This window comes from Epilithonimonas hispanica (assembly GCF_003385395.1).
Lineage (GTDB): Bacteria > Bacteroidota > Bacteroidia > Flavobacteriales > Weeksellaceae > Epilithonimonas > Epilithonimonas hispanica.
In genome coordinates, this window is sequence record NZ_QNUG01000020.1 from 1 (window position 1) to 16853 (window position 16853).

A 16853-nucleotide genomic window follows, 5' to 3' on the forward strand; every position below is an offset into this window, starting at 1 on the left:
ATAGCTGTCATCAAACGAAAGCTGCCATTTCTACCAAAAGAAGAATTTTTATCAATAAAAAATTCAAATAATATTTGCTCTTTAACATAGAAATCTTTGCGATAAATTCTAATTTCTTCAAATTAATTAATCAATTCGAATCTTGCATATTCTGCAATTTTCTTTGGCAATTTGATTCCGTCTGGCGTTTGGTTATTTTCTAACAAAGCTGCCATAATTCTTGGCAAAGCCATTGCAGAACCGTTCAATGTATGAACCAACTGTGTTTTTCCATCGCCTTTGTAACGGCATTTCAAACGAGTTGCCTGGAACGTTTCAAAATTGGAAACAGAACTTACTTCCAACCATTTTTCTTGCGCTGCACTCCAAACCTCGAAATCGTAAGTCATTGCTGATGCAAAACCTGTATCGCCACCACACAATCTCAAGATTCTGTAAGGCAATTCCAAATCTTCCAAAATAGATTTAACGTGCTCTACCATTTCTTCCAAAACAGCATAAGAATTTTCAGGTTTTTCGATTCTTACAATCTCCACTTTTTCGAATTGGTGAAGTCTGTTCAAACCTCTCACGTGCGCTCCGTAACTTCCCGCTTCTCTTCTATAACACTGAGAAAAAGCTGTGTTTTTGATTGGCAAATCTTTCTCGTCAATAATCACATCTCTGTAGATATTGGTCACTGGAACTTCCGCAGTTGGAATCAGGTACAAATCGTCTGCACCAACATAGTACATTTGTCCTTCTTTATCAGGCAATTGTCCAGTTCCATAACCAGAAGCTTCGTTCACAACGTGTGGAACGTTCACTTCCTGATAACCTGCATCTGTATTTTTGTCCAAGAAATATTGAACCAAAGCTCTCTGCAATCTTGCACCTTTTCCGAAATAAACAGGAAAACCAGCACCAGCTACTTTAACACCTAATTCAAAATCAATCAGGTTATATTTTTTTGCTAATTCCCAATGAGGAATTGCACCTTCGCCAAGACCTTCCACTGTTGTAGATTCGTAAACAATCTCGTTGTCATCAGCAGAAACTCCGGCAACTACTTTCTCGTAAGGGATATTTGGGATTTGATATAGAATATCGAGAAGAGATTTCTCAACTTCATTCAATTGATTTTGTAATTCTTTGCTGGACTCTTTGTATTGCGACGTTTGGGATTTAGCAGCTTCTGCTTCCTCTTTTTTTCCGTCTTTCATCAGAATTCCGATTTCTTTGGAAATTCTGTTCATTTCGGAAAGTTGTGAGTCTAGCTCAAACTGTAATCTTTTTCTTTCGTCGTCAGCATTCACGGCTGCATCGACCAAATCTAATTCCTTGAAGTTTCTTTTCTTCAAGCCTTCCAAAACGCGCTCTTTGTTCTCGCGCAAAAAATTAACCTGTAACATAGTTTGGTTGTTGGTTGATAGTATTTAATAATCAGAAAATCAATATTAATTCTCTGACGATTGCAAATTTAAGGATTTTATTTCACGATTTTGACAATGTTTGGTTGCCCTTTCGTTTTTGTGAATTTCAGCTCATCATTATACCAAAGTTTGGATATTTGGAAAAGAGAAGGTGCTGAAGTGTACTCTATCCTGATTGTATCGTAATCATCAGGCAGCACTACATCTTTTGTTGACAACTTAATCACAAATTTGGAATAATAAGTTTGCTCTGTATCATTGCTGAGAGCATCGATTTTTAATCGAACTGCACCCGCTGGATAATCCATATAGACAACTGTATCAGCATCTTTCGGAAATGTATAGCCCGAAATTGTCTGCAAATCTCTTGTTCCTAAAAGATCTTGCAAAACAACTGCAGAATAGGATCCATCAATATTTGAATTCAGTAAGTCTTGTCCTGTAGTTGCACTACTCATATAAAGCTTTAAAACTTGATCTATAACCTGTGTTTCTCCCTCATCTCTTTGGCAAGAGAGCAAGAGAAAAATGGAAGATAATATGATTGATATCTTGAGTTTCATTATGACAAAGATACTTTATTTCAAAGTTCGAAGATAGGTAAGAAATGAAAACATCATTAAAAATCCAATAATCGTTAATGTAACTGCTAAGGAAATTGCCATTCCCAGCACTCCAAATTTGGGAACTAAGAAATAAGAGAAAATAGCTAAAAGAATGAGTGAAAGGATTGAATAAAATGTATTTCGTTTCATCAAACCTACTGCAGAGAGCATATTTCCATATAAATTCCTAAGTAGCATACTCGCACAAAAAGTTGCTAATAAGATTGAAAATTCTACCGAATTATCTAAATAAGATGCACCAAAAAAAAGTTTCAGTATCATCGTGTTGAAAAACCAGCCAACTATCAATATAATAAAGGATATAGGAATGAAAATCTTATAATAATTCTTTATATAATTAATTAAAAAGTTTTTATCAAGGTGGTTTTTAGCCAACACTGGATAATCGCTTTGCATGAAAGATAGGGCTAAAAAAGTAATATTTGCAGGAATTAATAATGCAACTTTATAGTTAGCAACTGCAGATTCGTCCTTAAAAAAATTCAATAGTAATATATCTGCCGAAAAAAAAGCGTCTGACAATAGCGCTGTTAATGAAGCATACAGAGCAAAACTCCAGATTTCTTTTTTGTTATATCTCAATAATGGTTTTGTAGGCTTCTTGGATTTCTTATACCAAAAAAGTGAAAAAAACGGAGCAATAGCATTGGCAATCAAATAACCATATAATCCCCAAAAGATTGAAAATACAACCATAAGGACTAATCCAGAAATATTAACAACGTTGTTTATCATCGCGAACTCGTCATTCTTCAGATAAATACGTCGCTCTGCCTGGATGTGGCTAAAAAAATAAAACCCAATCAGTCTAATTGTAAAAAAAAAGAAAATATAAAAAATGTAATAATAATGACTTACATATAAAAACGAAATCAAAAAAAACACAACACTTAGGATAACCTGATTAAGAAAACCTTTCTTCAAAAGATATTCCGCCAGCTCTCTTTTCTCCTCATCAGCATTACTCAATGAGCCAAATCTAATCAAGCTTTGAAAACTTCCAAGCCCGCTAAAAGAGACAAAAACCACAAAAAAAGAAGTCACAATACTTAATAGTCCAAACTCTTTTTCAGGTAGAATCCTAATCATAAAAAGAGAGCCAGCAAATGCACAGATTTTGGTTATTAATAATGACAAAAAAACATGTTGTCCCTTATTAGCAAAGAATGCTTTGATAAAATCCGCTAAACTTTTCATTTTAGTTTGATAAATGCCTTTTAATCATTCTTTAAATAATTATCAGATTTTATAACACGCTATTGTAAACCTCACTAAAATCCTTTGCTACTGTTGAAACCGAAAAATTATCTAAAATGTATTGATGTAGTTGTTCCGGAGAATCTATGTTAATATTTCTAGTCAGCATATTTTTCATTGCCAAATATAATTCTTCTGTAGATCTATTAATCAGAATCCCTTGATTCTCATTTATAATTTCCGGAATTCCACCTACTCGAGTTGCAATAACGGGAGTTCCAGAAGAAATGGATTCAAGCAACACACAAGGCAAATTTTCATAATCACTGAAGAGGATAAAACAATCGCTATTTCTCATCTTTTCAGCAACATCTTTATGGGAAATTTCTCCAAATGTTTTGATAAAATCTTGAGCATTATGCTTTTCAATGATGTTATTAAGCCTTGCTACATCACCATCTCCGCCAATATGAAATTCGAAATTTTCATATTCTTTTCTAAGTCGAATAGCCGCCTCAATCATCAAATCCGGGTTTTTAAGCGGGATAAGATTCGATATATGAAGAAACGTAAAAACATTCCTCTGAGAGACTGCGGGATAAAAAACCTTCGTGTCTACTACATTCCCAACAACTTTAAAATTTTTTCCTAGTTCTAGTTTTTCTAAATCTTCTTTCAGATCTCTACTTACAGGCAATAAATAAGATGCCTTTTTGGCAATAGTCCGCGCAATAAATAAAGTTGTAAAAGAAAGTTTGCTTCTATTAATTTTCAGAAAACCAGACCAATGCTCAGACACTACATAAGGAATCTTATATTTCCGTTTAATATAGATTGCAAAAAGCATATTATTATGAAGCACGTTGGCGTGTACAATATCAGGAGTTCTCATGTTTTCAAATCCCATTTTGTAAGCCTTCATCCTTCTAATAAAATTCTGAATTGGATTCTTTGAATTCTTGTAATAGATAATCAAAGTTCTAATTCCATTGATGACCTTCTCATCAAAAACAAAAATTTCCTTTTGATTAAAATCTCCGATTGCATGCAGGACTTCCACATCATGCAAAGTAGAAACCGCTTCTGCATGGCGTTGTACAAAATTGCCATTCGTAGTTTCTAATCTATTGGGAAACCAAGAAGAAATGAAAAGTACTTTCAAAATTACATTTTTGAAATTATAAGAATCTTGAATTAATCAAGACTAAGATATTGAAGAAGCCCAACTTCTTGCAAAAGGTTGTAAAAAATGACTCAAGAAATCGAGATAAGTATTTTTTGAAAAATCAAAAACCTCGATATCTTTGGACAATTCTCCACTTCTAATTTTAGCTTTGAAGTCTGATAATTTCAAAGTTTTCACTTCTCCATTTTCAACAAAGCTGGCTTTCATTCTGTCAAATAATCCAAGGTCAAACTCTGCATCCAGTTCTCTCATTATTTTTCCAAGTGCATCGATACTGCAACCAGAAGCGACTTCTTTTTCCTCATCTACACAGATGATGATAAACTGATTTTTTTCAATCTTAAAAGAAGACGACAATTCTTTTCCGTGAGCAGCCCAACCACCTAAAAAATCATACAATTTTTCTGCAATTGTTTTGCTTTCTTTAGCTGTGAAAGGTCTTGAAGCGGGATATATAATGACACGATAATCGTTCGTTTCTACAATACTTGATTCTTCGATTTTCATAAGAAGATATTTATTGATTTTTATTTGTCTTAAGGAATCGCTGTTGACGAGTTCTTTTTTGAATTTAAAGATATAAAATTACGGATTTTTTATCTAAATCCGTAAAATGAAAAGCCCCAGAAATTCTGAGGCTTTAATTTTTTTTGTAAAGATGATTTAAAGATCTTCTGCTTCTGCCAAAAGCTCCACAATATCTTTTACTTCTACTTCTGTATTTTTGTTGAAGTGTTTTACACCATCTGTCATCATAGTATTACAAAATGGGCAACCGGTTGCAATCACTTTTGGCTCGAATGAAAGTGCTTCTTCTGTTCTTTCTATATTGATATCTTTATTACCTTTTTCCGGTTCTTTGAACATCTGTGCGCCACCAGCTCCACAACATAAGCCGTTGGTTTTGCAACGTTTCATTTCCACCAATTCTGCATCTAGTTTTTCAAGAAGCATCCTTGGCGCTTCGTATTCGTCATTCGCTCTTCCTAGATAACAAGGGTCGTGGAATGTGATTTTCTTTCCTTTGAAACTTCCACCTTCAATTTTCAATCTGCCTTCATTCATCAAGTTTTTAAGAAATTGAGTATGATGTAATACTTCGTAATTTCCGCCTAAACTTGGATATTCATTTTTCAAAGTATTGAAACAATGTGGGCAAGCTGTAACGATTTTTTTGACTTCGTAAGCATTCAAAACTTCGATATTAGTCAAAGCCATCATCTGGAAAACAAATTCGTTTCCGGCACGTTTTGCTGGATCTCCAGTACAAGATTCTTCTTGTCCTAGAACAGCAAATTCAACATTGATTTTATTAAGGATTTTGCAGAATGCACGCGTGATTTTTTTCGCACGGTCATCGAAACTTCCAGCACAACCAACCCAAAAGAGAACTTCCGGAGATTTGCCTTCCATTGCATATTCTGCCATTGTTTTTATAGTGAAATCCATATTAGTTTCAATTTACCAATATAACAGTGGAACAATTTACCAATCTTTGTTACATTGTTACATTTTTTACATTGTTAGATTAATTATCATTAGCCCAATTCAAACGATCAGCTTGATTATATTGCCAAGGTGCTGCATTGTTTTCAACGTTTGTCATCATCAAGTTTAATTCTGTAGGCGCTGCAGATTGTTCCATTACCAAGAATCTTCTCATTTCGAAAATAATTGATAAAGGATCAATCAGAACCGGACAAGCCTCTACGCAAGCGTTACAAGTTGTGCAAGCCCAAAGTTCTTCTTTGGTAATATAATCGTTTAATAATTTTTTTCCATCATCAACAAACTTACCTCCGTTCTTGTTAATATTTCTTCCTACTTCTTCCAGACGATCTCTGGTTTTCATCATAATCAATCTCGGAGACAATTTTTTTCCTGTAATATTTGCAGGACAAGACGACGTACATCTTCCACACTCTGTACAAGAATACGCACTCATTAACTGATGCTGGTTGAGATCAAAAACATCCTCTGCTCCGAATTTCGAAGGAACTTCTGCCTCACCTTCGGCGGGAGCGGCGTAAGGATCTGCATTGGGATCCATCATTAATTTGATTTCCTTGGTTACAGAATCCAGATTATTGAATTTTCCTTTTTTCTCGAGATTAGCAAACCAAGTATTTGGAAAAGCTAAAATGATATGAAGATGTTTGGAATAATAGAGATAATTCATAAAGAACAGAATCCCAACAAAGTGAAACCACCAAGCTGATTTTTCAACAACATGAAGTGTTTCTAAACTGAAATTCCCAAAGAAAGGAAATAGATGTTTTGAGATTGGAAAATTAGAATCAAAGCGATTGGCATCAGCAAAATAATCAGCTCCATTCATTGTGAAGAAAGCGACCATTAAAGCAAATTCTATAATCAGAATCCAGTTGGCATCTTGTTTTGGCCAACCGAAAAGCTCTTTCATCGTCAATCTTTTAACACCATAGAAATTTCTCCTGATGAAAAACACAACTACAGCGAAAACTACCAAAGCCGCTAGAACTTCTAAAATCGATGTGAAAAATGCATAGAAAGAACTTCCTAAAACGCTTTGAAGAAAACGATGTGTTCCGAAGATTCCATCGATAATAATTTCTAATAACTCAATATTGATAATTACAAAACCAACATAAACAAAAATATGCAAAACTCCAGCGATAGGACGTTTTACCATTTTGCTTTGTCCGAGAGCGACTCTGGTCATAATTGCCCAGCGTTCCGATTTCCTATCGGTTCTGTTGATTTCTTTTCCTAATTTGATATTGCGATAGATCTCTTTCAGACTTTTAAAAAACAGCCCGAAACCAGCAATTAAAAGAATTAGAAAAACAGCATTATCAATATATTGCATAGTTTATTTTTTATCTGAGTTCTTACCAAAAACCGAGAAGTTGATGTAACGTTTCGGATTAGCTTTTAAATCTAAAATCAATTCATTCAGATTTTTTGATGTCTGTTCTAGATTGTTGTAAAGTTGTTCATCTTTCATCACTTTACCAAGTGTTCCCTCGCCTTTTTGTATGCTGGAAATAACGGTATTCAAGCTAGAAACTGTAGCATCAAGATTAGCGATAGTTTCATTCAGTTTTTTAGTATCAATACTTTGTGCAAGATTACCATATTTATCAACTGCCGAATTTGCAGAAATCATAGTCTGATTGGCATTATCCAATACTTTTTGCAAACGAGGATCGTTATTAGACAAAAGCGAATTAATCCCTTGCGAAGTACGATCATAAGAAGCAATTGTATGGTTTAGGCTTTTTAGTAACATTGCAATTTCAGCACGATTACGGTCATCAAACATTTTATTGGCATTGTTTGTCAAAGAATCCACTCTTTTTAAAACACTTTGTAATTGATCTTTCACTGGGCCTACTTGAGAAGAAAGATTATTGAGCATAGATAGTTGATAATTACCCTTCAAAGTATCTCCATCTTTTGCAGTTTCTCCACCATAAAAAAGATTGATTTTCATTTCTTTCCCAGACATCAATCCTGGTTCAAAAATCTCGACTGTAGAGTTTTTAGAAAATTCGTACTTATCATCTACTGTCAATTTCACTACAAAATGTAATTTCCCTCCATTGGTAATTGGTTTTATTTCATCTACTTGACCTACTTTCAGTCCATTGATAGAAACTGGATTAGAAACCGAAAGCCCTTCTACATTATCATATTTTATATAGAACACATTATCTGTTGTAAAAAGGTTTTTACCTTTCATAAATTGATATAGAACAACAAAACTGACAATCGTAAAAATAGCTATCAGCCCTGTTTTTAATTCTTTACTTAACTTCACGTTTTTTTGTTTTAACTAATTAGCAAATATATGAATATTGGATTTATAATTGATATAAATAAAAAACAACAAAAGCGACAATTATGCCGCTTTTGCTTATTCTGATATTTAATTAAGAATTATTGTTGAGGATTTCTGTCCCAAACTTCAATTCTGAAATCTTTGATTTTTGCATTATCCTGAAGACTCTTCAAAAATGCTCCTGTAAACTGCTGAGAAGCTTGCTGAGTTATTGATTCTGTAATCTGTTTGATATCTCCTGGCAATTTGTTTGTCGTCACAGATTTCTTAACTACAAGATAAACTCCTGTCATACCTTCAACTGGTTGAGACAGTTTGTTAACTCCGTTTCCGAATGCAGCACCAGCAACTTTTGGTTCCATTGCACCATTTACACTCGGATTGAATAGATTAACTGTTGCACTAGCCTTAGTTACGCCAAGACCTTTTGCAGCTTGATCTAGAGAAGTATATTTTCCAGCATTGATTTTATCAATGATTTTCTTAGCAAGAACTTTATTTTTAACAATTGGCTCGATTTGATCTCTTACAGTTTCTGGATCTGCAAGACCTTCATCTTGTTTTCCTACAACATAAGCTACGATTCTATCACCAGTTCCTTCTACTGTAAAGATATCTGTATCTCCAATATTTCTCTTTTTGTCAAATGCCCAAGCAATAACATCAGCATCTTTATCCGTTCCAATTCCTGGAAGTGTTCCTTGGAAACGGCCTACAGTTTTAGGATTTTGGAATTGATATTTATTTTTCTCAGCAAGAGTTTTGAACTGATTAAAAGTTTTACCTTCTGTTTGCTGAATAAATCTTGTAGCTTGAGTCAACACTTGATTTTCTGTTTTATCAGAAGCTTTGATGTTTTTAGCTAAGTGAGCAATTTTATATTTTAAAGCTTCTGGTCTTTCGTCAACTCTAATAATGTGAAAACCAAAATTGGTTTCAGCTAAACCAATATCACCTTTTCTGTGCGAAGCTAAAAAGCTAAGATATCCTGGCGCAAAAGGAGAAGAAGGCGTCGTCCAACCCACACTTCCTTTTCTCTCAACAGCATTGGGTTCATCTGATTGCTTCAAATCTTCTTCAAATTTTGCTGGATTTGCTTTAACTTCTGCTAAAATTTTATCTGCCAAAACTTTTGCTTCTTCTTTAGTTCTAGTTGCCGTAGATCTCTCCGCTCCTTTATAACCAATCAAAATATGACTAGAACTAACTGAATCCGAAGGTTTCATCTGTTTATCCAAAACTTTAGAAACAACATAAAGATTCTGTTCTTTATATGGTCCAAAAGCTTGTCCGATAGTAGCTGTAGCAACTTTATCTTTAATTTCCGTTGGCAATTGGGAAGGTGTTACGTATTGAGGAATAAATGGCACATCAGAATTAAGCTCTACAAACATAGAATCGTTCTTTGTATTCTGGAAGTTTTCAGTTCCGCCAGAAGCGTCTGTTCCTTTAAGGTAAAGTTTGTTCAACTCGTTCAAAGTTGCAGCATCATCCTGAGGACTTGGTGTAGCCGGGAAATAAGCGTAAGCTAAATTTCTGCTTGCAGTTGCTTTAAATCTGGTAGGATGCAATTTGATGTAATCCGCAAGATCCTGAGTAGTCACTTTTACATCATTTTTCTTAGAAAACTCTAAATAATCTACTTTTACAAAATCGATGTTGGCCATCTCATCACGGAATTTGATCATCAATTCCGCTTCTTTTTTGCTTGTAGTAATTCCAGACGTGATGTTACCAAAAAGCATTCTCGCCATCATTCTGTACTCGATTGCTTTTCTGTTTTTCAACCAGAAATTATAATTTTCAGGATTCGTAGCCTGAGATTTTTCTATCTCAGATTTAATTTCCTGAAGTTTGAAGTTTCCTTTCTCATCAAAATATTGTTGATTCTGCGCAAAAATAGGATCATATTGTAATTGGCTCCAGAAGATATCGTCTGTCAACTTAAGCCCCATTTTTTCAAATTGTTGTTTAATCAATTTTGATTGTACAAGAATCTGCCAAGCTTGCTCTTCAAGACCTTTTGTAGGTTGACCTTGTTGCTGAGCCTGTTGTTGCATTATGAAAAGCTGGTCGTTGAACTCGTCTCTGGTAATATCTTCACCATTCACCTTACCAAAAACGTTCGGATTCTTTGAAAACATCTTATCAAAAGTATCCGCATTGAAAAGAAATGATACCAATCCTAGTGCTATTACACCTAATAGTAGCCAAGACCTTTTTCTAATTTCACCTAAAATTGCCATTTTATGTTATATGTTTATAATAGTGTGCGAAAATACATATTTTTAACATAATAGGAAAATTATTTGCAGACAATTGCAAATGTGAAAGATAAAATAAAAAAAACCTCTAAAAATTAGAGGTTCGTTAATCTATTTATCGTTTTTCTTATCAAGTATTTTGTCTCGCATTTTTCCCTCATTTTGGAAAAGCTTCAAAACTTGTTGAGGTGTAAGAATTTTTAAAAATTTATCCGCATAAATCTTTCTATTATTAAGCAATTGCTGACCAACATCAAAACTCTGATTCAGTCTATTGGTTGCCTCCTCATCTGATAGTTTTTCAAAATTCTTATCAGAATGGAATTTTTCCTTTATCTGTTTCTGATTACTCTGATACTCCGCAAAGAGACTTTTAAATTCATCTTGTTTCTCTTCCGGAATACCAAGGTCATCAATAGCTATATTTTCTTTCATTTTTTGAAGAAAAACAGAACGTTCTTTCACAGACATATTGCTAACCGCAGATCTTTTTTCATCCATATTCATCGTCCTCCATTCAGATGCTCTAGGAATAGTTGTAGTAGTTTGTCTTTGATAAGTTCCGGATGGAGACAAAGATGGCGCAGAACCACTTCTTAAAGCAGAATTGGTATTACTTCGTTGAGTTGTAGCTGTATTTCCTGTTCTACGTTCTTGTCCTCTTACCGTATGTGCAGAAAATAATCCCACAATCAGAATAGTCAATAACAATTTTTTCATCTCTCTAATATTTTGTTATTAATTATAAAGGTCAAGATAAACATCTTGTTCACTGTTTCTATCAATATCTTTTATCTGATCAGGTGTGAAAGCTGCAAGAACCTTTTCAACTTCCGATTCAGATTTTCTTTTCGTTTCTACTGCATAATCTTGCCTGTCTGTATTATCAAATCCATTGTTTTTTCGATTATCAGACTTTGACAAATTAGCAATCGCCGGATGCAATTTCAAATGCTCAACTTTATGTTCAGCTGATTGAGATGGATTTGAAACCATATTCATATTATTATCAGCCATTGCACTTGTAAATTTTTGTTCTGTAGAATGGATTTCGTAAACACTGTCAACAATTGGTTTTTGTTGAGCCATTTGCATTTCAGGATTATAATTAAGGCCTAAAAATGCAGTAATCCCAGCAATCATAACAACTGCTGCGGCAGCAACCCATTTAAAATTCAGAGAGAAAACTTTTGCTTCTTTCTGAACAACAGGATTTTTCTCTCCAATTGTTTTTGAAATCACATTATCCTGAAGCATCTTGAAAAACTCATCCGAAGGTTCCGGATAAGGATTTTTTCTGTTCAGTTTTTCTATATCAATTTTCATTTGCTCTTATTTAATTTTTCATTTGTCAAATGCAACGTCAAAAACGTTTCATAATTATTTCTTCTCTTATTATTTTTAAAACTCTTCCGAGTAATTGTCCTTTATATATTGCTCAACTTTATCTTTGGCATAATGATAATTGGTCTTCAAAGTTCCGACCGACATATCCAGAATCTTCGAAATTTCCTCATAAGGCAAATCATCATAATACCGCATATTGAAAACCAATTTCTGCTTTTCCGGCAATGTTTGGATTGCTTTCTGTAGTAGAATCTGTATTTCTTCAGCATCCTTTCCAGCATTATCAGCAACTAGATTCTGCATATAATATTCAGCATCTTCGTCTGTTTTTTTCATCCGGTTCATTTTGTTGAGTTGTTGCAAAGATTCGTTGGTTGCAATTCTGTAGAGCCAAGTATACAACTTGCTATCACTCTTGAACTGGTGAATATTCTGATACGCCTTGATAAATGTATCCTGTAAAACATCTTGAGCCTGATCGTGGTCAACAATCATCCGTCGGATATGCCAATAAAGACGACTCTGATAGATATCCATCATCGCACGCAGACCTTTCTCTACAGTTTGAGGTGCAGTTAAAAGCTTTACAATTTCCTCATCCTTGAGCTTCATTAAGATGTTTCGTAGTTTTGATTAAAAAATAAGACCAAAGTTAAATTTTTTTTTGAATTTTCTTTGAATTTATATTAGACGCAACTATTTCAAGATTAATCAAAACTTTATCTTTGTTGTATGAAAACAGTTATCATCGGCTCTGGAAACGTCGCTTATCACCTCGCGAAAGCTTTTACTCAAAATAATATCGAAGTTCATCAGATTTTTGGACGAAATGAAATTGAATTAAAAAAAATTTCAGAAGAATTCAACATTCCTTTTTCTGCAAAAAAATTGGAAGACGCAGATTTCTATCTGATTTCTGTTTCGGATTCTTCCGTTGAACAAGTTTCGGAATTAATTAAAAAAGAAGATGCTTTAGTTGCACATACTTCTGGTTCGCTTCCGATGGAAATTTTGAAAGGTAATTATAGAAAAGCAAATTTTTATCCTTTGCAGACTTTCTCGAAAACTAAGAATCTCAATTATTCAAAAATTCCTTTTTTCATAGAAGCAGAAAATCAGATTGATGAAAAATCATTATTTGAATTGGCTTCGATTATTTCTGAAAATGTTGAAACTTCGGATTACGAAAGACGAAAATACATCCATCTGACAGCCGTTTTCGCCTGCAACTTTGTGAATCATCTTTTTGCAAGAGCTAAAGAAATTTCAGATTCTCAGAATTTAGACTTTAATTATTTTATTCCTTTGATTGATGAAACTGTTGAGAAAATTCATCATTTAGAACCAAAATCTGCTCAAACCGGACCGGCCGTAAGAGGAGATGAAAGAGTTCTAAAACTTCACGAAGATCTGATTACTGATGAAGAACATTTGAAAATATATCAATTGATGAATGAATCGATAAAAAAAATGTATCAATAATTCTGTAACATTTTTCAGAATCTTGCACTAATTAGTCATAAACAAGAAAATAAAAATATGAAATCTCTCAAAAAATTAGTCATTCTTCCTTTGTTATTATTAGGATTAATGGTTTCTGCACAAGAAACAGCCAACCGTTTCTTTTATGAATTAACATATAAACCCAAAAAGGATTCTGCAAGATTGGACAAAGTAATGACAACGCTTGACATTGCTAAAGACAAATCAATTTATCAGGATTTCACTTTGCCTGCACAAGATTCTATCATCAAATCTGCAGTTGAAGAAATGGAGAAAACAAAGACTTTTAAGGATATGTCCAAAATTATAAAATGGCCAAAGTTCTCCTATAAAATCTACAAAAACTATCCTGCAATGACAGAAATGTATGTTGACAGAATCAACAGAAATCTTTTTGCATACGATGAAACAATTAAATTCGATTGGAAAATTCTTACAGAACAAGAAAAAATCGGAACTTATAACACACAGAAAGCTACAACTGAATTTGGAGGAAGAAAATGGACAGCTTGGTTCTCAACTGATATTCCTTTCCAAGACGGACCTTATAAATTCTACGGATTACCTGGATTAATCGTAAAAATTGAAGATGACGAGAAAAATTATTCTTGGTTACTATCTGGTAACAAAACCGTGAAAGACTGGAAAGAATTCACTTATGCGGAAGAAGTGAATGCAAAATTCGGAATGAGTAATGAAAAGAAAACGATTGCCAAAGATAAATTCGAAAAAGCTTACGCTGCTTTCAAACAAGACCCAATGGCAGAAGTAAGAACTCAAGTTCCACAAAATATGCTTTCAATGAAAATGCCAGGAAGCGATCTTACTATTGGAGAAATGCTGAAGAATCAAGAGAAAATGCTCAACGATTTCTTCAAATCTACAGACAATCCAATAGAAGTTCCGCAAATAACGGAGAAAAAGAAAAAATAAATATAAAACCGGAAATTAGTTTCCGGTTTTTTTATGACAACATCTTATTTAGATTAATTTAAAATAGGTTATCTTTGTAGTCCAAAAATTTTAGTCTTGCAAACAAAACACACCGATAAACTCTGTTGTTTTCCGAAAAATAAAATCGGGAAAATTCTTGGTTACGACAACGAAAACCTTCAGATGCCAACCAAAATAATCGAAATGGGATTGCTTCCGGAAACCACTTTCAGAGTTCTTTATCAGGCGCCTTTCAATGGACCTCTTTATATAGAATATGGTTCGGATAAAACCAGAATCGCCCTAAGAGAAGCAGAAGCAAGATTTATTAAGGTAGAAGTTTCGGAATGATGCAGGACAAAAAACAAAAACAAATTCTATTGGTAGGAAATCCCAATGTCGGGAAATCTACACTTTTCAATATCCTTTGTAACAGAAAACAAAAAACGGGAAATTATGCTGGTGTAACTGTTGCCAGCCATTCCGGAAATTATATTTACAAAAATGAGGAAGTCGAAGTTATCGATTTACCTGGTTCTTACAGCATTTATCCAACTTCGGAAGATGAAGCTATTTTTTCTCGTTATCTAATTCAGGAAGATTATTCTGGTGTTGTTTATATTGCTGATGCCATTAATATGAGAAGAAGCTTGCTTCTTTTTCAGCAGATTCTGGATTTGGGAATTCCTGTGATTTTGGTTGTCAACCAAGTGGATGAAGCCGAAAAGCGAGGAATCAAAATTGACATTTCCAAACTTTCAGAGATTCTGAATATCCCGGTTTTTGAGACCAATGCAAAACAAAATCTTGGAATAGAAATAGTCCGTGAAGCAGTTTTTAATAATGAATTTAAAATTTCCGAAACCAATTCTTTCGAAATTCCATTAGAACAAAAATCTTTGGTTTATAAAGTTTCATCTAATACTTCAGAAAAGAATCTTTACAAAATCTGGACACTTTTAGCCGCAGATACTTATCTCGGAAAAATTGAAAACATCCACGAGATTATTACTCAGGAAGATTCAAAATGCAGTGTTCCAAAACGTTTACAAATTACTGAAACCGTAAGACGTTATCAGAATATTGATAAGATCACTTCCGAAATCACAGAGAAAAAACCTCAATTAAAAGAATTATTGACTGAAAAACTAGACAAAGTTCTGGTTCATAAAGTTTGGGGTTATGTTGTTTTCTTATTGATTCTATTATTAATTTTTCAGAGCGTTTTCTTCCTTGCAGAATATCCGATGACTTGGATTGAAGATCTTTTCACTTGGTTATCAGAATTTTCAGGAGAACATCTTCCGGAAGGCCCAATTAATTCTTTGGTTTCAAGCGGAATTATTCCGGGAATTGGAGGGATTTTGGTTTTTGCACCGCAGATTGGGATTCTTCTTTATTTCCTTTATCTTTTGGAAGATTCCGGATATATGGCGAGAGTTGTTTTCCTGATGGACAGAATGCTGAGACCTTTCGGTTTGAATGGAAAAAGTATTGTTCCATTGATTTCCGGAACAGCTTGCGCAATTCCTGCGATTATGTCTACCAGAAACATCGAAAATGTTAAAGAACGGTTGATTACTATTCTAGTAACACCATTTATGACTTGCTCTGCCAGACTTCCTATTTACAGTATTATTATCGGATTGATTATTCCTGATAACAATTTTTTAGGTATCAAATACAGAGCAATTGCTTTAATGATAATGTATCTATTAGGTTTTTTAATGGCGTTGATATCATCCTTTATTCTGAAAAGTTTCATCAAAACCAAAATCAAGAGTTTCTTGGTAATGGATTTACCGACTTACAAAATGCCCTTGTTCGGATATGATTTCAAATTAGTTTTGGGTAAAGTTTGGGAATTTATTTCCGGAGCCGGAAAAGTAATTTTCACGGTTAGTATTATTCTTTGGGCTTTGAGCTATTTTGGCCCGCCACAACATAAAGATGAATTGGTAGCAACAGAATCTTCCCTTGACCATTCTTATCTTGGAAGAATTGGTAGAACGATGGAACCAGCAATTGCGCCACTAGGTTACGATTGGAAAATGGGCATCGGAATCCTGACAAGTTTTGCAGCAAGAGAGGTTTTCGTAGGAACATTATCAACGCTTTACAGTCTTGACGATGAAGCTCCCGAAGGAAAATTGATTGAGAAAATGAGATTGGACGTTCATCCAAACGGTGACAAAGTTTTCAGTTTTGCGACTGGTGTTTCAATTTTACTTTTCTATGCTTTTGCAATGCAATGTATCTCCACGATTGCAGTAGTTTACAGAGAAACCAAAAGTTTGAAATGGACAATGTTACAAACCGTTTCGATGACATTTTTGGCATATTTTTCGGCATTGATTATTTATCAGATTTTAAAATAAATTTATCTTAAAGGTAGAAAAATTATGGACAGTTCATTAATTCTGCAATATGTGATTGTCGGGCTTTTGGTTCTGACATCTTTGTATGCTATTATCCGTAAATTTTCAAAAACGTTTTCTAAGAAGAAAAATGGGAAAGGTTGCGGTTCGGATTGCGGATGTTCTTAAATTCAGTAATATGTAA

The 16853-nt window shown here is 33.9% G+C and carries 17 protein-coding genes; 5 read left to right on the forward strand and 12 right to left on the reverse strand.

Going from position 1 to position 16853, the window contains the following annotated elements; translation table 11 throughout:
* Positions 1–122: 122 nt before the first annotated feature.
* The 12 genes from serS to DRF58_RS10580 all read right to left on the reverse strand — a co-directional run bounded on the left by serS (position 123) and on the right by DRF58_RS10580 (position 12467).
* Positions 123–1391, reverse strand: a complete 1269-nt coding sequence (serS, locus tag DRF58_RS10525) for a serine--tRNA ligase (protein WP_116035286.1) — start codon at positions 1389–1391, stop codon at positions 123–125.
* A gap of 77 nt (positions 1392–1468) precedes the next feature.
* Positions 1469–1870: a hypothetical protein gene (locus DRF58_RS10530; RefSeq protein ID WP_123902392.1), complete on the reverse strand. Its 402-nt coding sequence runs from the start codon at positions 1868–1870 to the stop codon at positions 1469–1471.
* Positions 1871–1990: 120 nt separating this feature from the next.
* Positions 1991–3235 carry an oligosaccharide flippase family protein gene (locus DRF58_RS10535; protein WP_116035289.1) on the reverse strand — a complete coding sequence of 415 codons (1245 nt, stop codon included), beginning with the start codon at positions 3233–3235 and terminating at the stop codon, positions 1991–1993.
* Between the two features lie 49 nt (positions 3236–3284).
* Positions 3285–4397 carry a glycosyltransferase gene (locus tag DRF58_RS10540; protein ID WP_116035291.1) on the reverse strand — a complete coding sequence of 371 codons (1113 nt, stop codon included), beginning with the start codon at positions 4395–4397 and terminating at the stop codon, positions 3285–3287.
* A 42-nt stretch (positions 4398–4439) separates the two neighbouring features.
* Entirely contained in the window at positions 4440–4928 is a 489-nt protein-coding gene (locus DRF58_RS10545; RefSeq protein ID WP_116035293.1) for a hypothetical protein, read from the reverse strand.
* A gap of 156 nt (positions 4929–5084) precedes the next feature.
* Positions 5085–5870, reverse strand: a complete 786-nt coding sequence (locus DRF58_RS10550) for a (Fe-S)-binding protein (protein WP_116035295.1) — start codon at positions 5868–5870, stop codon at positions 5085–5087.
* Positions 5871–5949: 79 nt separating this feature from the next.
* Positions 5950–7269 carry a (Fe-S)-binding protein gene (locus DRF58_RS10555; RefSeq protein WP_116035297.1) on the reverse strand — a complete coding sequence of 440 codons (1320 nt, stop codon included), beginning with the start codon at positions 7267–7269 and terminating at the stop codon, positions 5950–5952.
* 3 nt (positions 7270–7272) lie between these two features.
* Positions 7273–8223, reverse strand: coding sequence for an MlaD family protein (locus DRF58_RS10560; protein WP_116035298.1), 951 nt, complete (start codon positions 8221–8223; stop codon positions 7273–7275).
* A gap of 119 nt (positions 8224–8342) precedes the next feature.
* Complete coding sequence (locus DRF58_RS10565) at positions 8343–10490, reverse strand: peptidylprolyl isomerase (RefSeq protein ID WP_116035300.1); 2148 nt, start codon at positions 10488–10490, stop codon at positions 8343–8345.
* A gap of 129 nt (positions 10491–10619) precedes the next feature.
* Complete coding sequence (locus DRF58_RS10570; protein WP_116035301.1) at positions 10620–11228, reverse strand: hypothetical protein; 609 nt, start codon at positions 11226–11228, stop codon at positions 10620–10622.
* A gap of 18 nt (positions 11229–11246) precedes the next feature.
* A complete protein-coding gene (locus DRF58_RS10575; protein WP_116035303.1) occupies positions 11247–11834 on the reverse strand; it encodes a hypothetical protein in 588 nt (195 codons plus the stop codon).
* A 75-nt stretch (positions 11835–11909) separates the two neighbouring features.
* Positions 11910–12467 (reverse strand): RNA polymerase sigma factor, encoded by a 558-nt coding sequence (locus tag DRF58_RS10580; protein ID WP_116035304.1) that lies wholly within the window; start codon positions 12465–12467, stop codon positions 11910–11912.
* 120 nt (positions 12468–12587) lie between these two features.
* Between DRF58_RS10580 and DRF58_RS10585 the strand changes: the two genes are divergently transcribed.
* From DRF58_RS10585 to DRF58_RS10605, 5 genes are all read left to right on the forward strand, one after another.
* Entirely contained in the window at positions 12588–13337 is a 750-nt protein-coding gene (locus DRF58_RS10585) for a Rossmann-like and DUF2520 domain-containing protein (RefSeq protein ID WP_116035306.1), read from the forward strand.
* 57 nt (positions 13338–13394) lie between these two features.
* Positions 13395–14291 carry a GLPGLI family protein gene (locus tag DRF58_RS10590; RefSeq protein WP_116035308.1) on the forward strand — a complete coding sequence of 299 codons (897 nt, stop codon included), beginning with the start codon at positions 13395–13397 and terminating at the stop codon, positions 14289–14291.
* A 96-nt stretch (positions 14292–14387) separates the two neighbouring features.
* A complete protein-coding gene (locus tag DRF58_RS10595) occupies positions 14388–14642 on the forward strand; it encodes a FeoA family protein (protein ID WP_116035309.1) in 255 nt (84 codons plus the stop codon).
* Positions 14639–16669 carry a ferrous iron transport protein B gene (gene feoB / locus DRF58_RS10600; RefSeq protein ID WP_116035311.1) on the forward strand — a complete coding sequence of 677 codons (2031 nt, stop codon included), beginning with the start codon at positions 14639–14641 and terminating at the stop codon, positions 16667–16669. The genes DRF58_RS10595 and feoB overlap by 4 nt, the downstream gene beginning before the upstream one ends.
* 24 nt (positions 16670–16693) lie before the next feature.
* Positions 16694–16837: a FeoB-associated Cys-rich membrane protein gene (locus tag DRF58_RS10605; RefSeq protein ID WP_116035313.1), complete on the forward strand. Its 144-nt coding sequence runs from the start codon at positions 16694–16696 to the stop codon at positions 16835–16837.
* Positions 16838–16853: the final 16 nt, after the last annotated feature.